This window comes from Micromonospora radicis, from assembly GCF_003583405.1.
GTDB classification, from domain to species: domain Bacteria; phylum Actinomycetota; class Actinomycetes; order Mycobacteriales; family Micromonosporaceae; genus Micromonospora; species Micromonospora radicis.
Window position 1 is genome coordinate 96972 of sequence record NZ_QXEC01000017.1, and the last position, 17181, is coordinate 114152.

A 17181-nucleotide genomic window follows, 5' to 3' on the forward strand; every position below is an offset into this window, starting at 1 on the left:
CCGGCGGGCGACGGCATGGCAGGCTGTGCGGCATGGTGCTCGAAGTTGCGCTCATCGACGTGGTCCCCGGCAACGAGGAGGCCTTCGCCGCGGCGTACGCCGACGGCCACGAGGTGCTCGCCGGTACGCCCGGCTGCCGATCGGTACGGATGACCCGGGGCGTCGAGTCGCCGTCCCGCTTCGTGCTGCTGGTCGAGTGGGACTCGGTCGAGGCGCACGAGAAGAACTTCCGGGCCACCGAACGGTTCGTCCGGTGGCGGGAACTGATCGGCCCCCACTTCGCGGCACCGCCGCGGGTCGAGCACTTCGTCGACGTGCCCGCCTGAGCCGCGGCCCGCGCCGCGGCGACGATCCGGAATCTGTCACACCCGCGGCCTATGCTGCGCCTCGCGTGGGCACCGGTTCCCGACGGCTACGGGGGCGCCGGGCCCGGTGCCGACACGCCGTCACGCTCCCACCGCGCCCGCCGGTCTCCCCCGCTCACCCGGCCAGCCCGGCCCGCCCGGCGGCTGACTGACGGGCCTACCCGTCGAGCCAGCCGGTCAGCACCCGCGGCGTCTCCTGCTCCGGCAGCGCCGCCTCGAGCAGGCGGCCGGTCATCCGCTCGTACCGGTCGACGTCGACCGCGGTGGTCAGTCGCACGTCCGTGGTCAACGCCTCCAGCATCACGGTCCGGGGATCCGCCGGGTCGGGAAACGAGTAGCAGGAGAACGGGGTCAGCGGCACCGGCCCGACACCCGCACCGGCCGGCACCAGCCGGATCGTCACGTGCGGCAACGCGGCCAGGTCGAGCAGGTGCCGCAGCTGTTCACGCCAGACCTCGACCGGGTCGCCGGCGGGTGCGCAGGCCGCCTCGGCGATCAGGGCCGTGTACCGCGGTGGTTCGACCCGGCGCAGCACCGCGTGCCGGGCGGCCCGGGCCCGCAGATCGGCCTCCACGTCCACGTCGGGGTCGATGAGCTGGCCGGCGGCGATCCGCAGCCGCGCGTACGCGGGGGTCTGCAACAGGCCCGGCACGACGCAGGGCTGGTACTCCACGATGCCCGCCGCGCCGGCCTCCAGCTCGGCGTAGGTGCGCTGCCGCTCGCCCATCTCGCCCAGCGCCTTCCACCAGCCACGGCTGGTCGCGGCGTCGCGGGCGATGACGATCAGCGCGTCCCGCTGCGCCACGGACACCTGGTAGATGTCGAGCAGGTCGAGCACGTCGGCCAGGTCCGGCCGGCTCTGACCCAGCTCGATGCGGGACAGCTTGGAGGTGGATGCCCAACCGAGCCGGTCACACACCTGTTCCAGCGTCAGTGCCTCGCGCCGCCGCAGCTGTCGTAGCTCAGCGCCTAGTCGCGCTCGTCGAATGACCGGACTCGTTGGTAACGGCATCCCCGCCTCCCCACGGAGGGAGAGTACGCAGGGCGATCACTTAGCGCAATAGGACGCTCGCATTCCGCTATTCCCCCTTGCCGGGGGTCGTCGGTGGCGGGACGGTCGCGTTCACTTGACCCCGGCGGCGTCCATTCCCCGCAACTCCTTCTTCAACTCGGCGACCTCGTCGCGGATCCGCGCCGCCAACTCGAACTGCAGATCCCGGGCGGCGGCCAGCATCTGATCGTTGAGTTCCTGGATGAGCTGCGCCAACTCGGCCCGCGCCATGCCCTCACGAGCCGGCGTGCCGGCAGCGGACCGGACCCGACTGCGGGTCTCCTTGACCGGCGCCTTGCCCCGCGACAACTGCCGTACCGCACCACCCACGCGAGTGGACTCGGTGTCCTCCGCCTCCCGGTAGATGTCGTCGAGGATGTCGTGGATCTTCTTGCGCAGCGGCTCGGGACTGATGCCGTGCGCCTCGTTGTGCGCGGTCTGCTTGGCCCGCCGCCGGTTGGTCTCCTCGATCGCGTCCGCCATCGACGGCGTGATCTTGTCGGCGTACATGTGCACCTGGCCGGAGACGTTGCGGGCCGCCCGGCCGATGGTCTGGATCAGCGACCGGCCGCTACGCAGGAAGCCCTCCTTGTCGGCGTCCAGGATGGCCACCAGCGACACCTCGGGCAGGTCGAGGCCCTCCCGCAACAGGTTGATGCCGACCAGCACGTCGTAGTCACCCCGGCGCAGCTCGCGCAGCAACTCCACCCGCCGCAGCGTGTCGACCTCCGAGTGCAGGTAGCGCACCCGGATGCCGTTCTCCAGCAGGTAGTCCGACAGATCCTCGGCCATCTTCTTGGTCAACGTGGTGACCAGCACCCGCTCGTCGCGCTCGGTGCGCAGCTTGATCTCGTGCATCAGGTCGTCGATCTGGCCCTTGGTGGGCTTGACCACCACCTCGGGATCGACCAGGCCGGTCGGCCGGATCACCTGCTCGACGTACTCACCCTGGGCCTGCTCCAGCTCCCACGGGCCCGGCGTGGCCGAGAGGAAGACCATCTGGCCGACCCGCTCCAGGAACTCGTCGAACCGCAACGGGCGGTTGTCCGCGGCGCTGGGCAGCCGGAAGCCGTGGTCGATCAGCATCCGCTTGCGGGACGCGTCACCCTCGAACATGCCACCGATCTGCGGGATCGTCACGTGCGACTCGTCGATCACGGTCAGGAAGTCGTCGGGGAAGTAGTCCAGCAGGCAGTGCGGCGGGCTGCCGGGCAACCGCCCGTCGATGTGCATCGAGTAGTTCTCGATGCCGGAGCAGAAGCCGACCTGCCGCATCATCTCGATGTCGTACGTGGTGCGCATCCGCAGTCGCTGCGCCTCCAGCAGCTTGCCCTGCCGCTCCAGCTCGGCCAGCCGCTCGGCCAACTCGACCTCGATGTCGCGGACCGCCCGCTCCATCCGCTGCGGCCCGGCCGCGTAGTGCGTCGCCGGGAAGATCAGCAGGTGGTCCACCTCGCGCACCACGTCGCCGGTGAGCGGGTTGAGGTAGTAGAGCTTCTCCACCTCGTCGCCGAACAGCTCGATCCGCACGGCGAGTTCCTCGTACGCCGGAATGATCTCCAACGTGTCGCCGCGGACCCGGAACGTGCCCCGCTGGAAGGCCATGTCGTTGCGGGTGTACTGGATGTCGACCAGCCGACGCAGCAACTGGTCGCGGTCCAGCTCCTGACCGACGGCGACCCGCACCGCCCGGTCGAGGTACTCCTCCGGGGTGCCCAGTCCGTAGATCGCGCTCACCGTGGCCACCACGACCACGTCGCGGCGGGTCAGCAGCGACATGGTCGCGGAGTGCCGAAGCCGCTCGACCTCCTCGTTGATCGAGGAATCCTTCTCGATGTAGGTGTCGGTCTGCGGAATGTACGCCTCGGGCTGGTAGTAGTCGTAGTAGGAGACGAAGTACTCGACGGCGTTGTCCGGTAGCAGCTCGCTGAACTCCTTGGCCAGCTGCGCGCAGAGCGTCTTGTTGGGCGCCAGCACCAGCGTGGGACGCTGCAACCGCTCGACCAGCCAGGCGGTGGTGGCGCTCTTGCCGGTGCCGGTGGCGCCGAGCAGCACCGTGTGCCGGTCGCCGCGGCGCACCCGCCGCTCCAGGTCGTCGATCGCCGCCGGCTGGTCACCGGCCGGCTGGAACTCGCTGACGACCTGGAAGCGGCCGTCGAGCCGAGGGATGTCGAGCGCCATGGCAACCACGGTACGCCGGGGGGCCGACAGTCCGCGGCGACTACGCCCGGCACGTGATCGGCCTCAATATTCGCATTGTGTGGTCCTTCTCACCCGGCTACGCTTTTGCCGTAGGCCGCTCGCGGCGGCCGACCGGGCCGGTGGCGGGCCGCACAGGCCACGCCGCCCTCGGCACAGTGGGTCGCAGCACCCGGCTTTGCGGCGTGCGCACCCGACGTGGTCGCGCGAGACGCGCAGACCGGCCGCCGCGAGCGCCCCTATGTCGTCACCCGATCCCGATCCAACCGTTCATCCTCCCGTGGAGAACAGCTCACGACCGGCATCCGCCCGCGGTGCCGGCCGTCCCGGCCCGGACGAACCGGCCACCGGCGCCGCCCGGCCCGACCGGCCGGCCGGTGCTCCCGGCGACCGTCCCGGTGCGGACGACCCGAACGCCGGCCGCCGCCGCTCCCACCGCCCGGCGGGGGCGCAGGGCGGCCCGGCCGACCACCGGCGCCGGGTCGGCCAGCGGCGGCATCGAGCCGGCATCGGACCTCCCGCCGCGCTGGGGCTGCCCGGCCCCGAGTCGGACTCCGAGTCGTCGGGCCGGCGGCCCCGTGGGCGGCGGGCCGGGCTCGCCGACCGGCTGCTCGACCCGACCGGCACCGACCCAACCGAGGACGACGACCTCGCCGGCACCGGCACCGGCACCGACGAGAACCGCCGCGGCTCCGGCCGGCGACGCCGGCTCACCCTCGCCGGGCTCGCCTCGACCGCCGTGGTCTCCGCCGTCATGCTGGTGGTCACCCTCGTCACCTGGGCGCCCGACGGGCCAGCGGCCCGGGACCTGACCGACACCGAACGGGACCGGCTGGCCGCGATGCGGGTCACCAACTACCGCGACCTGCGCGCCGGGCTGCACGTCACGGTCGGCGCCGACGCCGCCCGGGCCGACCTGCTCGGCTGGGTCGACTGGGCCCGGCAACTGGTCTACCTGGATGTGGGCGGTCCCGGGGCCGGTGCGCTGCGCGGCCTGCTGCAGGCCACCCCGAGCGTGCTGCTGGTCCGGCCGGACCCGACGGCGGTACCGGCGCCCGCCATGCCACCACTGATCCCACCGACCGACGGCTGGCGGCTACCCGCCGACCGGAGGCTCGACCCGCTACTGGCCATGCTCTTCGCGCTGGGCGCCGACCGGACCGACCCCGCCGACGGACTCTCCGGCCGCTGGGTGGGCCACGACCAGCGGGGCGGGGAGAGCGTCGACATCCTGGAGGCAACGCCGCCGGGAGCCACCGCCGTGCCCGCCGAGGCCACCCGCTACTGGCTGGACCCGGGTGGCCGGCTGCACCGGCTGGAAACCACCCTGCCCGCGCTCGGGCCGGTCACCGTACAGCTGAGCCGTGCCGACCGGCCGACCCTGCGTCCCGTCGACGCGTTGGGCGGCCGGCCCGGCCTGCCCCGAGCGCTCAACGCCGACGAGCGGGAGCGCTGGCGGCGACTGCCGGCCCGGCTGCGCACCGCCGGTGGCGCCACCGTCACGCTGGCCGCCCCGGTCTCCGGCGGCACCAACCTGCACGGCACCGGCTGGCTGAGCTGGACCTCGGGCATCGCGTACCTGGCCGTCACCGACGTGGCGGGCGACGGCACCCGGACCCTGCTGCGCCGCGAGCGTGACCGGAGCACCCGGATCGACACCCCGGCGGCGGACGACGCCGGGAGCCCTCCACCGCTTCCGCCCCCGGCCACCGGCTGGCGTACCGGGGGACACCGCACCGAGGCCCTGGATCCGCTACTGGCCGCCGCGCTGGGTGCGGCCCGCGGCAGTGTTCCGGCGGGCGAACCGCGCCGGCTCCGCGGTGACAACCTCGCCGGCAAGGCGGTCGACGTCGTCGAGGTCGAGACCGGTGGGGGCCCGGCACGCTACTGGGTCGACCGGTCCGGACTGCTGCGCCGGCTGGAACTGCCGACGCGGGGCGGCGCCTGGGCGCAACTCGACCTGTCCCCCGGCCGGATACCCCGGCTGAAGCCGCGCTGAGGCGATCGTTCAGGGACGCCAACCCGTCTGCTCCGCCCACTCCTGCGCCCGCAGGTACTCCTCGTCGAACCACGGATCCTTCGCCGTGGCGTACGCACCGCTGTCCGGCGCGGCGGCGGCCAGTTCCCGCTTGAGCATCAGGTACGCGGCCCGCCGGTCGGGGTCGGCGCGCAGGTGGTCGCGCATCAACAGGGCGTACCGCCAGCCGGGGGAACCGGTCACCCGCAGGTGCAGGTGCACGGGCCGGGCCGGGTCGGCGTTGCCGTGCTGCCGCTTCTCCCACCGGCCGCTGCCGGCCGGACGCGGGTTGTCCCACCAGTCGCCGGGCAGCCGCGGGAAACCGGCGTCGGCGAGCCGCTCGGCCAGCCCGTCGGCGTCGGCCAGGGACGGCACGCTGAGCTGGATGTCGATCACGTCCTTGGCGGCCAGCCCGGCCATCGCGGTCGAGCCGATGTGGTCGACGCGCAGATCGGCGGGGGCGATCGCGTGCCGGATCCGGGCAGCCAGCCGGGCGTACTGCTGTGGCCAGGTCGGGTCCGACTCGACCAGGGTCACCCGGCCCGCCCGCACCGCCCGCCGGTGACGCACGTTGTCCTCGAACGGCACCAGCCGGTCGTGCCAGAGTTCGTCGACCGCCGCGTGCAGCTGGGCGAGCGTGCCGTCGTTGGGCAACAGCACGTCGGCCACCGCAGCCCGGCGGGCGTCGTCGGCCTGGGCGGCGATCCGCCGTTCGGCGTCCGCGCGGCTCATCCCCCGGTCGCGGTCCAGCCGCCGCAGGCGGGTCGCCACCGCCGTCTGCACCACCACCACCAGGTGGTACGTGGGTGCCAGCCCCACCTCCACCAACAGCGGTACGTCGTTGACCACCACAGCGTCGGCCGGTGCTTCCGCGATCAGCTCGGCGGTACGGGCCCGGACCCGGGCGTGCACGATCGCCTCCAACCGGCGGCGGGCCGCCTCGTCGGCGAAGACCAGCTCGCCGAGGGCCGCCCGGTCGAGCGCCCCGTCGGCGTCGAGCACCTGTTCGGAGAAGGCGGCCACCACCTCGGCCAGCCCTGCGGTTCCGGGTGCGACCACCTCCCGCGCGACCTGGTCGGCGTCGACGAGCACGGCACCCCGTTCGACCAGTCGCCGCGCCACCGCGCTCTTGCCGGACCCGATCCCGCCGGTCAACCCCACCCTCAGCACGGCACCCAGTCAACCCGATCATCGTCGGGGCGCCAAACAGGCCCGGCGGTCGGCCGCTGGGCGGACGGCTCGCGGCCGGGGACGATCGGGGGCGGGAAGGATCGGGGGGGCGTGGACTACCGGGCCGGGCGGCCCGCGGCCCGGGAGACGATCACGAAGGCGCGGGGACGGCGGACGGCGAAGGGCCCCGCCTCGATCCGGTGTGCGGATCGGGGCGGGGCCCTTCGTGGTCAGCTAGCGGATCACTTGCCGCCGGCGAGCTTCTCCCGCAGTGCGGCGAGCGCCTCGTCGGTGGCCAGGGTGCCCGCGGGCTCCTCGGCCTGCCGGCTCGGGGCCGCGCTGGTGGAGGTGGTGGTGCCGGTGGCGGCGGGCTGCGGGTTGGCAGCGGCCTCGGCCTCGGCGGCCCGGGAGGTCTGCACCTGCTTCTGGTGCGCCTCCCAGCGCTGCCGCGCCTCGGCGTACTGCGTCTCCCACGTCTCGCGCTGCTTCTCGTACCCCTCGAGCCACTCGCCCGTCTCCGGGTCGAAGCCCTCCGGGTAGATGTAGTTGCCCTCGTTGTCGTAGGTCGCGGCCATGCCGTAGAGGGTCGGGTCGAAGTGCTCCTCGCCCTCGACGAAGCCCTCGTTGGCCTGCTTGAGCGACAGCGAGATCCGGCGGCGCTCGAGGTCGATGTCGATGACCTTGACCATGACCTCGGAGCCGACCTGGACGACCTGCTCGGGGATCTCCACGTGGCGCTCGGCCAGCTCGGAGATGTGCACCAGACCCTCGATGCCGTCGTCCACCCGGACGAAGGCGCCGAACGGCACCAGCTTGGTGACCTTACCCGGCACGATCTGCTGGATCGCGTGGGTGCGGGCGAACTGACGCCACGGGTCCTCCTGGGTCGCCTTCAGCGACAGCGAGACCCGCTCGCGGTCCAGGTCGACGTCCAGGACCTCGACCTCGACCTCCTGGCCCACCTCGACGACCTCGGACGGGTGGTCGATGTGCTTCCAGGACAGCTCGGAGACGTGCACCAGACCGTCGACGCCGCCGAGGTCGACGAACGCGCCGAAGTTGACGATCGAGGAGACGACGCCCTTGCGGACCTGCCCCTTCTGGAGCTTGTTGAGGAACTCGGTACGCACCTCGGACTGGGTCTGCTCGAGCCAGGCCCGGCGGGACAGGACCACGTTGTTGCGGTTCTTGTCCAGCTCGATGATCTTGGCCTCGAGCTCCCGGCCCACGTACGGCTGCAGGTCACGCACCCGCCGCATCTCGACCAGGGAGGCGGGCAGGAAGCCGCGCAGCCCGATGTCGAGGATGAGGCCACCCTTGACCACCTCGATGACCGAGCCGCGGACGACACCGTCCTCGTCCTTGATCTTCTCGATCGTGCCCCAGGCCCGCTCGTACTGCGCCCGCTTCTTGGAGAGGATCAGCCGCCCCTCCTTGTCCTCCTTCTGGAGGACGAGGGCCTCGATGTGGTCACCGACCGAGACGACCTCTGCCGGATCCACATCGTGCTTGATCGACAACTCACGAGAGGGGATGACGCCCTCGGTCTTGTAGCCGATGTCGAGCAGGACCTCGTCCCGGTCGACCTTGACGACGGTGCCTTCGACAATGTCGCCGTCGTTGAAGTACTTGATGGTCTCGTCGATCGCGGCGAGGAAAGCTTCCTCAGAGCCGAGGTCGTCGACAGTGACCTTGGTGGCGCTCGAGGGGGCCTCGATGCTGCTCGTCATGTGGGCGGTTGCTCCGGTCGGATGATGTGTCACAGCAGGCTGGTGTCGCGGTGACCTGTGCGCGCCAACGGATCCGTCGGCGGGCCCACCCAAAAATCGCTGAACGAGATCTTGATGTGACTCCGTCGACCGCGCACCTGCTCCCTGCCGAGGCACACGATCCGCGAGCGCATCCTCTACCCTACCCGCTGCATTACCACAGCGTGCAAGCCCTCCCGTCTGCTCGTCACCGCACCACCCGCGAAAGGGGAGATATCGGCCAGAGAGGGCATTCCGGTCCCGTTCGCACGGATTCCCGGGCCGCCGCCGCCCACCATCTCCGTGCCGGCGGCGCGACCGGTCGCCTCCGGCACTGGTCTAGCGTGAGCGGGTGGACGACGACAACCGGGTGACCCGGCGCCGGGTCGGTGCCGCCGAGGCCCGCCGCGCCAACCGCCACTGGTGGGACGGCGACGCCGACGCGTACCAGGCCGAACACGGTCGCTTCCTGGGCGACGTGGACTTCGTCTGGTGCCCGGAGGGGCTGCGCGAGGCCGACGCCCGGCTGCTCGGCGAGGTCGCCGGACGCCGGGTGCTGGAGGTCGGCTGCGGCGCCGGGTCGTGCGCCCGCTGGCTGGTCACCCAGGGGGCCCGGCCGGTCGCCCTGGACCTGTCCGCCGGGATGTTGCGGCAGGCCGCGCAGGGCGCCGACCGCAGCGGCGTACGCGTACCGCTGGTGCAGGCCGACGCGCTGGCGCTGCCCTTCGCCACCGGCGCCTTCGACATCGCCTGCACCGCGTTCGGGGCGGTACCGTTCGTCGACGACTCGGCAGCGTTGATGCGCGAGGTGTTCCGGATCTTGCGACCGGGCGGACGGTGGGTCTTCTCGGTCACCCACCCGATGCGCTGGATCTTCCTCGACGACCCCGGCGAGGGCGGGCTGACCGCCGTGCACTCGTACTTCGACACCCGCCCGTACGTGGAGCAGGACGAGCGCGGTGTGGCCACGTACGTGGAGCAGCACCGCACCCTCGGCGACCGGGTCCGGGAACTGGTCGGCGCCGGCTTCCGACTGGTGGACCTGGTGGAACCGCAGTGGCCGGCGGGACACGAGGGGATCTGGGGGCAGTGGAGCCCGCTGCGCGGCCGCCTCTTCCCCGGCACCGCCATCTTCGTCGCCGAGCGGGACCTTGGTGCGCCGACGCCCCGCTGAGGGCGGTTGCGCACCAGGATCCGCCGGAGGGGACCGGCCCGGCGCGCGCCCCGCCGTTTCCGCCCCACTCCCCCGGGTAACCCGCGGCATGGCCGAGAAGGAGTTCCGCCGAGGCGACCACGTCTCCTGGGCCAGCCACAGCGGCCGGGCGCACGGCGTGGTACAGGAGAAACTGACCGAACGCACCCGGGTACGCGGACACACCGTCAACGCGTCCCCGCAGGCCCCGCAGTACCGCATCCGCAACGACGACTCGGGCCGGGACGTCGCCCACCACCCGGAGGTGCTGCGCCGTGAGCGGGAGTGAGGAGCGACAGACCTACCGGGAGTTCACCGAGGCGGTGAACATGAAGCCGGGTGAGCTTCAGCAGTGGCTGGAGACACCGGAGTCCAAGCACGTCGGCTGGCAGAAGAAGGGGACCGCGGGCGGCGAGTCGGTCGGCCACGAATCCGGCCGCAGGATCGTCGACCTGCTCCGCCGCAAGCGGGACCAGCTCAGCGCGGCCGACTACAAGCACATGCGCAAGGTCGTCGGGTACGTCCGGCGACACATGGCCCAGCGACCCAGCGGCGACGTCCGCGCAACACGCTGGCGGTACTCGCTGATGAACTGGGGCCACGATCCGGTCAAGGCCCCGCTGCCCCCGCCCGGCGGCCCGTCCCGAAAGGCGCTGGAACGGCACGGCAGCCCACCGAAGAACCGGCGCGGCCCGGCCCGCTGACGACCCGCCACCCCCTGATCACGCCACTCGCCGTCGACGTCACTGCCGCCGCGCCCGGCCCCGTCGGGCGCCAGGTAGCCAGGGAGCGCCTAGCCGGGCCGGGTACCGCGTGCGGGTCAGTGGTCGGCGCTGTTCCAGTCCCGGCCCTCGCCGACCGACACCTCCAGCGGCACGGAGAGCGGGTAGGCCGCGCCCATCTCCCGCCGGACCAGCTCCTCCAGTGCGGCCCGCTCCCCCGGGGTCACCTCGAAGACCAGTTCGTCGTGCACCTGCAGCAGCATCCGGGATCCCAGGCCCGCCTCCCGCAACGCGGTGTCGACGTGCAGCATGGCGACCTTGATGATGTCGGCGGCGGAGCCCTGGATCGGCGCGTTGAGCGCCATCCGCTCGGCCATCTCCCGGCGCTGCCGGTTGTCGCTGACCAGGTCGGGCAGGTAGCGACGGCGACCGAGAATGGTGGAGGTGTAGCCGTCCTGACGGGCCCGGGCCACCACCTCCTGAAGGTAGTCGCGCACCCCGCCGAACCCGGCGAAGTAGTCCTCCATCAGCCCACGCGCCTCCTCGGCGGTGATGCCGAGTTGCTGGGACAGGCCGAAGGCGCTCAGCCCGTAAGCCAGGCCGTAGTTCATCGCCTTGATCTTGCGCCGCTGGTCCGGGGTGACCTCGACCACCGGCACCCCGAAGACCGACGAGGCGGTGGCGGCGTGGAAGTCGGCGCCGGAGTTGAACGCCTCGATCAACGCGTCGTCGGCCGACAGGTGCGCCATGATCCGCATCTCGATCTGGCTGTAGTCGGCGGTGAGCAGGCATTCGTACCCCTCGCCCACCACGAAGGCGCGCCGGATGCGCCGCCCCTCCTCGGTGCGGATCGGGATGTTCTGCAGGTTGGGTTCGGTGGAGGAGAGCCGACCGGTGGCGGCCACCGTCTGGTTGAAGGTGGTGTGGATCCGCCCGTCGTCGGAGACCGACTTGAGCAGCCCGTCCACGGTCGACTTGAGCCGGGCCACGTCGCGGTGGCGCAGCAGGTGGTGCAGCAACGGATGCTCGGTCTGCGCGTAGAGCCACTGCAGGGCGTCGGCGTCCGTGGTGTACCCGGTCTTGATCTTCTTGGTCTTCGGCAGGTTCAACTCACCGAACAGGATCTCCTGGAGCTGCTTCGGCGAGCCCAGGTTGAACTCCCGCCCGACCACCTCGTACGCGCTCTGCGCGGCGGCCTTCACCTCGGCGGCGAAGTGCGCCTCCAGCTCGGACAGGTAGTCGGTGTCGGCGCCGATGCCGGTGCGTTCCATGTCGGCGAGCACCCGCATCAGCGGCAGCTCCACCCCGGCCATCAGCCGGGCCGACTGCTCACCGTCACGGGAGAGCTCCGCGTCGATCGCCTCGGCCAGGTCGAGGGTGGCCCGGGCGTGCAGCATGAGATTCTGCTCGGCCTCGCCCTCGCCGCCCAGCCCGTCCAGGGTGAGCTGGCCGTCGTCGGGCGCGTCGACCCGCAGTTCCCGGTGCAGGTAGCGCAGCGCCAGGTCGGTCAGGTCGTAGGAGCGCTGGTCGGGGCGGGCCAGGTAGGCCGCGATCTGGGTGTCGCGGGCGATGCCGTCGAGGGTCCAGCCGTGCGCGGCGAAGGCGAGCACGGTCGGCTTGCTGTCGTGCAGCACCTTCGGCCGGGCCGGGTCGGCCAGCCAGCCCGCCAGGGCCGCCTCGTCGGCGGCGTCGAGGACGCTCGGGTCGAACCAGGCCGCCGCGCCGTCGGCGGTGGCCAGCGCCAGGCCGGTGACGGTGGCGGTGTGCCGCCGGTTCGGACCGGTGTCGAGCTTGGCCGCCAGGCCGACCGGGCTGCCCGGCGCCGCGTGCGTCTCCAGCCAGCCGGTCAGCGCACCGGGCGCGGCGAGTACCTCACCGGTCAGGTCGAAGCCCGCCTCGGCCTCCGGCTCGACCGCGTCGAGGTACTGGTAGAGCCGGTCGCGCAGGATGCGGAACTGCAGGGTGTCGAAGACCTGGTGCACCGCCTCCCGGTCCCACCCCGGCCAGCGGGCGTCGTCGGGCCGGACCGGCAGCTCCAGGTCGGCCACCAGTCGGTTGATCTCGTAGTTGCGGATCACGTCGGCGAGCCGCTCGCGCAGACTGTCACCGGCCTTGCCCTTGATCTCGTCGGCGCGGGCGATCACGCCCTCCACCCCGTCGTACAGGTTGATCCACTTGGCCGCGGTCTTCGGCCCGACGCCGGGGACACCGGGCAGGTTGTCGCTGGTCTCACCGACCAGGGCGGCCAGATCCCGGTAGCGGCCCGGACCGACACCGTACTTGGCCTCGACCGCCGCCGGATCCATCCGGGCCAGGTCGGAGACGCCCTTGCGGGGGTAGAGCACGGTGATCTGGTCGTCGACGAGCTGGAAGGCGTCCCGGTCACCGGTGCAGATCAGCACCGGCATGCCCTGGTCACGGGCCTGGCAGGCCAGCGTGGCCAGCACGTCGTCGGCCTCGTAGCCCTCCTTCTCCACCACCGGCACCCGCAACGCCGCGAGGACCTCCTTGACCAGGCTGACCTGCCCCTTGAAGTCGCTCGGGGTCTCGCTGCGGCCGGCCTTGTACTCGGCGTACTTCTCGGTGCGGAACGAACGGCGGGAGACGTCGAAGGCGACCACGATGTGGGTCGGCCGCTCGTCGCGCAGCACGTTGATCAGCATCGAGGTGAAGCCGTAGACCGCGTTGGTCGGTTGCCCCGTCGTGGTGGAGAAGTTCTCCACCGGCAGGGCGAAGAACGCCCGGTACGCCAGGGAGTGTCCGTCGACGAGGAGCAGGCGCGGCGTCGTAGCTGTCACGGCAGCGACTCTAGTCCGTACCACCGACAGGCCCCGAGCGGCGGCACCGCGCGACGCCGGGAAACGCCGACGGCCGCCCGTCCCACTCGGGGAACGGGCGGCCGTCGGCGGTCGCGGCGGTCAGGCCACGCCCAGGTACGCCTCCTTGATCGAGGGGTCGTGCAGGAGGTCCTGCCCGGTCCCCTCCTTGACGATCCGCCCGGTCTCCAGGACGTACGCCCGGTGCGCGCGGGAGAGCGCCTGCTGCGCGTTCTGCTCCACCAGCAGCACCGTGGTGCCCTGCTGGTTGATCTCCACGATGATGTCGAAGATCTGCTGGATGATCATCGGGGCCAGGCCCATCGACGGCTCGTCCAGCAGCAGCAGCTTCGGCCGGCTCATCAGCGCCCGACCGACGGCGAGCATCTGCTGCTCACCACCGGAGAGCGTGCCACCGGCCTGCTTGCGCCGCTCGCGCAGCCGGGGGAACAGCTCCAGCACCTTCTCCAGGTCGGCGGCGATGCCGGCGTGGTCCCGCCGGGTGTACGCCCCCATGTCCAGGTTCTCCAGCACCGTCATGCCGGGGAAGATCTGCCGCCCCTCGGGGGACTGGCACAGACCCCGGACCACCCGCAGGTCGGCGCGGAGCTTGCTGATGTCCTCGCCGTCGAAGGTGATCCGACCACCGGAGAGCGCCCGGGTGCCGGAGATCGCCCGCATGGTGGTGGTCTTACCGGCGCCGTTGGCGCCGATCAGAGCCACCACCTCGCCCTCGTTGACGGTGAGGCTGATGCCGTGCAACGCCTCGATCCGGCCGTACGAGACGCTGACGTCGTTCAACTCAAGCAGCATCGGCGGGCTCCCCCAGGTACGCCGCGATAACCCGCGGGTCTCGGCTGACCTCTTCCGGCCGGCCGTCGGCGATCTTGCTGCCGAACTCCAGCACCACGATCCGGTCGGTGACACCCATCACCAGCCGCATGTCGTGCTCGATCAGCAGCACCGTCACGCCCTTGTCCCGGATCCGGCGGATCAGCCCCAGCAACTCCTCCTTCTCGGCCGGGTTGAACCCGGCCGCCGGCTCGTCCAGGCAGAGCAGCTTCGGCTCGGTGCCGAGCGCCCGGGCGATCTCCAGTCGTCGCTGGTAGCCGTACGGGAGGTTGCGCGCCTCGTCGTTGGCCCGGTCGGCGATGCCGACGAAGCGCAGCAACTCCATCGCCTTGTCCTCGGCCGCCCGCTCCTCCAGGATGTGCCGGGACAGACCGAAGGTCTTGGCGAAGCCGCGTCGCACCTGCTGCCAGGTCCGCACGATCCCGCCGGAGGCGGTGACCTGCGGCAGTTCCTCCTCCTTCGGGCGCACCCGGTAGAGCCGGAACAGCGCGCCGGGCACGCTCGTCTTGTGCCGGGAGTCCGTCCCGACCATGACGTTCTCCAGCGCCGACATCTCCGGGAACAACCGGATGTTCTGGAACGTCCGGGAGATGCCGAGGCGGCTGATCTGGTGCGGCTTACGACCGGTGACCCGCTCACCGCGGAACCGGACCGCACCCGACGTCGGCTTGTAGACCCCGGTCATCACGTTGAAGCAGGTGGTCTTGCCGGCGCCGTTCGGCCCGATCAGGCCGAGGATCTCGCCTTCCTTGATCTCGAAGCTGATCCCGTTGAGCGCGACCACGCCACCGAAGCGGAGCGTGACGTCGTCGATCTCCAGCAGGTTCTTCGCCGGTACCGGCTGCGTCGGGATCTTCGGCGCCACCGGGTTGTTGGTCTCGTCAGACATGAGCGGGCGCCTCCTCTGCCTCCGCCGCGCGGTCCTTCAACTCGCGGGCCCGCCGCTTGCTGGGGATCAGACCCTGCGGACGCAGGATCATCACCAGCACCATGGCCAGACCGAAGGCCAGCCACCGGTAGTCGGCGATCTCCCGGAACCGTTCCGGCAGGTACGCCAGCAGCACCGCGCCGACCGACACGCCGACCATGTTGCCGGACCCGCCGACCACGACCATCGCCACGAAGAGGATGGAGAGGTTCACGTTGAACTGGGTCGGGTCGATGAAGGCGTACCGGCTGGCGAACAGGAAGCCGGCGAAGCCGCCGAGCGCCGCGCCGATGGCGAACGCCCAGAGCTTGAACTTGAACGGGTAGACGCCCATCACCGCGGCGGCGTCCTCGTCCTCCCGGATGGCCAGCCAGGACCGGCCGACCCGGCTGTTCTCCAGCCGGCGGACCGCGAAGACCATCAGGAGCACGACGGTGATCGCCAGCCAGTACCAGGGCTTGATGTCGATCAGGCCGAAGATCTGGTTGTCCGGCGACGGCGGGCCCTCCGGCCCGGGGATCGCCGAGATGCCCTGCGGACCCCGGGTGACGCCCTCCATGTTGCGGGCCACGATCCGGATGATCTCACCGAAGCCGAGGGTCACGATGGCCAGGTAGTCGCCGCGCAGCCGCAGCGTCGGCCAGCCCAGGATCACGCCGGAGATCAGTGCCATCACCAACGCGATGAAGGCGCAGATCGCCCAGGTCACCGCCCAGGTGGGGGGCAGGTCGAACTCCGCCTGGAACCACTTCACCACCGGCGAGTTCACCGAGCCGAACAACGCCACCGCGTACGCGCCGATGGCGAAGAAGCCGATGTAGCCCAGGTCGAGCAGACCGGCCAGGCCGATGACCACGTTCAGACCGATCGCCACCAGCACGTAGACGGCGCAGGTGAACAGCACGCCGGCCCAGTTGCTGCCGCCCGAGATCGAGTCGGTACGCAGCCAGGTCAGGCCCGGGATGCCCAGCAGGGGCAGGTAGTAGATGAACGCCACGAACGCGACGAAGGTCAGCCCGCGCTGCCACTTCGGCAGCGCCCGCCACCGGTCGCCGACCGAGTGCAGAGCGCCGGCCCGGCGCCGGTCCAGGTCTCGGATCTTGTCGATCATGCTCGGGCCCTCCCCAGCGACTCGCCCAGAATGCCGGTCGGCCGGAACATCAGCACGATGACCAGCACCACGAAGGCGATGACGTCCTCCCAGTTGGACGCGAAGATGGTGGCGCCGTAGACCTCGACGATGCCGAGGAACAACCCACCCAACAGGGCGCCGCGCAGGTTACCGATGCCGCCGAGGACGGCCGCGGTGAACGCCTTGAGGCCGAGCACGAAGCCGATGCTGCTCTGCGTGAAGCCGAACCGCATACTCCACAGCAGCGCCGCCGCGCCGGCCATGATGCCACCGAGCACGAAGATCAGCATGATCACGCGCTCCTGGTTGACACCCATCAGGGCCGCCGTCTCCGGATTCTGCGCCACCGCCCGCACGCCCCGGCCGTACCGGGTGCGGTTGATGAACCAGTCGAGCATCGCCATCATCACCACAGCGCTCACGAAGACGATCAGCTGGATGTTGGTGATCGAGGTGTTGAGGACCGTGAAGAGCGTCTTCTGCTCGATGATGGTCGGCATGCCGAGGATGATCCGGGCCCGGCCGAAGATCGAGGGCACCGCCTCTCCCAGCAGCTTCGGCAGCACCAGGCCGAAGATCTCCACCAGCACCAGCGACAGACCGATCGCGGTGATCAGGAAGATCAGCGGCGGGGCGTTCTTGCGCCGCAGCGGGCGATAGGCGATCCGTTCGATCGCCAGGGCGGTACCGCCGGAGGCTATCGCCGCGACTATCAGGCCGAGCACCAGGAAGATGATCGCCTGGCCGATGGGCGGGTTGTTCTGCACGCCGAAGGCGGTCCACAGGCCGAGCACCGCGAAGGTGCCGACCATGAAGACCTCGGAGTGGGCAAAGTTGATCAGGCGCAGGACGCCGTACACCAGGGTGTAGCCGAGAGCGATCAGGGCATAGATCGCACCCTTGGACAACCCGTCGACGGTGTGCTGGCCTATGTGGCCGAAGAGGTCCGCGAAATTCACCAGGTCTCCTTGCATCGAGAGCGGCCGGGG

Annotated in this window: 14 protein-coding genes; 5 read left to right on the forward strand and 9 right to left on the reverse strand. The window is 71.2% G+C overall.

What is annotated here, in order from left to right:
* Positions 1-32: 32 nt before the first annotated feature.
* On the forward strand, positions 33-326 hold the full coding sequence (locus tag D2L64_RS18215; RefSeq protein WP_119578128.1) for an antibiotic biosynthesis monooxygenase family protein: 294 nt from the start codon (positions 33-35) through the stop codon (positions 324-326).
* A 196-nt stretch (positions 327-522) separates the two neighbouring features.
* Here D2L64_RS18215 and D2L64_RS18220 read toward each other — a convergent pair whose 3' ends face one another.
* The gene (locus tag D2L64_RS18220) at positions 523-1377 is read right to left on the reverse strand and encodes a helix-turn-helix domain-containing protein (protein ID WP_119578129.1); all 855 of its coding nucleotides are present in this window, start codon (positions 1375-1377) and stop codon (positions 523-525) included.
* 111 nt (positions 1378-1488) lie between these two features.
* Positions 1489-3597, reverse strand: coding sequence for an excinuclease ABC subunit UvrB (uvrB, locus tag D2L64_RS18225; protein WP_119578130.1), 2109 nt, complete (start codon positions 3595-3597; stop codon positions 1489-1491).
* Between the two features lie 298 nt (positions 3598-3895).
* Between uvrB and D2L64_RS18230 the strand changes: the two genes are divergently transcribed.
* Positions 3896-5614 carry a hypothetical protein gene (locus D2L64_RS18230; RefSeq protein WP_119578131.1) on the forward strand — a complete coding sequence of 573 codons (1719 nt, stop codon included), beginning with the start codon at positions 3896-3898 and terminating at the stop codon, positions 5612-5614.
* Positions 5615-5623: 9 nt separating this feature from the next.
* On the opposite strand, the gene coaE is transcribed toward D2L64_RS18230, so the two are convergent.
* The gene (coaE, locus tag D2L64_RS18235; protein WP_119578132.1) at positions 5624-6802 is read right to left on the reverse strand and encodes a dephospho-CoA kinase; all 1179 of its coding nucleotides are present in this window, start codon (positions 6800-6802) and stop codon (positions 5624-5626) included.
* Between the two features lie 242 nt (positions 6803-7044).
* Positions 7045-8532: a 30S ribosomal protein S1 gene (rpsA, locus tag D2L64_RS18240; protein WP_119578133.1), complete on the reverse strand. Its 1488-nt coding sequence runs from the start codon at positions 8530-8532 to the stop codon at positions 7045-7047.
* 370 nt (positions 8533-8902) lie between these two features.
* On the opposite strand from rpsA, the gene D2L64_RS18245 reads away from it, so the two are divergent.
* The 3 genes from D2L64_RS18245 (at position 8903) to D2L64_RS18255 (ending at position 10446) form a co-directional block, all read left to right on the forward strand.
* Positions 8903-9724, forward strand: a complete 822-nt coding sequence (locus D2L64_RS18245; RefSeq protein WP_119578134.1) for a class I SAM-dependent methyltransferase — start codon at positions 8903-8905, stop codon at positions 9722-9724.
* Between the two features lie 88 nt (positions 9725-9812).
* Positions 9813-10031 (forward strand): hypervirulence associated TUDOR domain-containing protein, encoded by a 219-nt coding sequence (locus tag D2L64_RS18250; RefSeq protein WP_119578135.1) that lies wholly within the window; start codon positions 9813-9815, stop codon positions 10029-10031.
* The gene (locus tag D2L64_RS18255) at positions 10018-10446 is read left to right on the forward strand and encodes a DUF3140 domain-containing protein (RefSeq protein WP_119578136.1); all 429 of its coding nucleotides are present in this window, start codon (positions 10018-10020) and stop codon (positions 10444-10446) included. The genes D2L64_RS18250 and D2L64_RS18255 overlap by 14 nt, the downstream gene beginning before the upstream one ends.
* A gap of 116 nt (positions 10447-10562) precedes the next feature.
* On the opposite strand, the gene polA is transcribed toward D2L64_RS18255, so the two are convergent.
* The 5 genes from polA to D2L64_RS18280 all read right to left on the reverse strand — a co-directional run bounded on the left by polA (position 10563) and on the right by D2L64_RS18280 (position 17151).
* Entirely contained in the window at positions 10563-13262 is a 2700-nt protein-coding gene (gene polA / locus D2L64_RS18260) for a DNA polymerase I (RefSeq protein ID WP_119578138.1), read from the reverse strand.
* A 120-nt stretch (positions 13263-13382) separates the two neighbouring features.
* The gene (locus D2L64_RS18265) at positions 13383-14093 is read right to left on the reverse strand and encodes an ABC transporter ATP-binding protein (RefSeq protein ID WP_119578140.1); all 711 of its coding nucleotides are present in this window, start codon (positions 14091-14093) and stop codon (positions 13383-13385) included.
* Complete coding sequence (locus D2L64_RS18270; RefSeq protein ID WP_119578142.1) at positions 14083-15021, reverse strand: ABC transporter ATP-binding protein; 939 nt, start codon at positions 15019-15021, stop codon at positions 14083-14085. The genes D2L64_RS18265 and D2L64_RS18270 overlap by 11 nt, the downstream gene beginning before the upstream one ends.
* A complete protein-coding gene (locus D2L64_RS18275) occupies positions 15014-16171 on the reverse strand; it encodes a branched-chain amino acid ABC transporter permease (RefSeq protein WP_119578144.1) in 1158 nt (385 codons plus the stop codon). Before D2L64_RS18275 ends, D2L64_RS18270 begins: the two co-directional genes overlap by 8 nt.
* Positions 16168-17151 (reverse strand): branched-chain amino acid ABC transporter permease, encoded by a 984-nt coding sequence (locus tag D2L64_RS18280; RefSeq protein ID WP_119578191.1) that lies wholly within the window; start codon positions 17149-17151, stop codon positions 16168-16170. The genes D2L64_RS18275 and D2L64_RS18280 overlap by 4 nt, the downstream gene beginning before the upstream one ends.
* Positions 17152-17181 lie beyond the last annotated feature (30 nt).

Coding starts and splice junctions, on each gene's coding strand:
- D2L64_RS18265 (WP_119578140.1), bottom strand. CDS start 14,093: ATGCTGCTTGAGTTGAACGACGTCAGCGTCTCGTACGGCCGGATCGAG.
- uvrB (WP_119578130.1), bottom strand. CDS start 3,597: ATGGCGCTCGACATCCCTCGGCTCGACGGCCGCTTCCAGGTCGTCAGC.
- D2L64_RS18250 (WP_119578135.1), top strand. CDS start 9,813: ATGGCCGAGAAGGAGTTCCGCCGAGGCGACCACGTCTCCTGGGCCAGC.
- rpsA (WP_119578133.1), bottom strand. CDS start 8,532: ATGACGAGCAGCATCGAGGCCCCCTCGAGCGCCACCAAGGTCACTGTC.
- D2L64_RS18275 (WP_119578144.1), bottom strand. CDS start 16,171: ATGATCGACAAGATCCGAGACCTGGACCGGCGCCGGGCCGGCGCTCTG.
- D2L64_RS18270 (WP_119578142.1), bottom strand. CDS start 15,021: ATGTCTGACGAGACCAACAACCCGGTGGCGCCGAAGATCCCGACGCAG.
- D2L64_RS18215 (WP_119578128.1), top strand. CDS start 33: ATGGTGCTCGAAGTTGCGCTCATCGACGTGGTCCCCGGCAACGAGGAG.
- D2L64_RS18220 (WP_119578129.1), bottom strand. CDS start 1,377: ATGCCGTTACCAACGAGTCCGGTCATTCGACGAGCGCGACTAGGCGCT.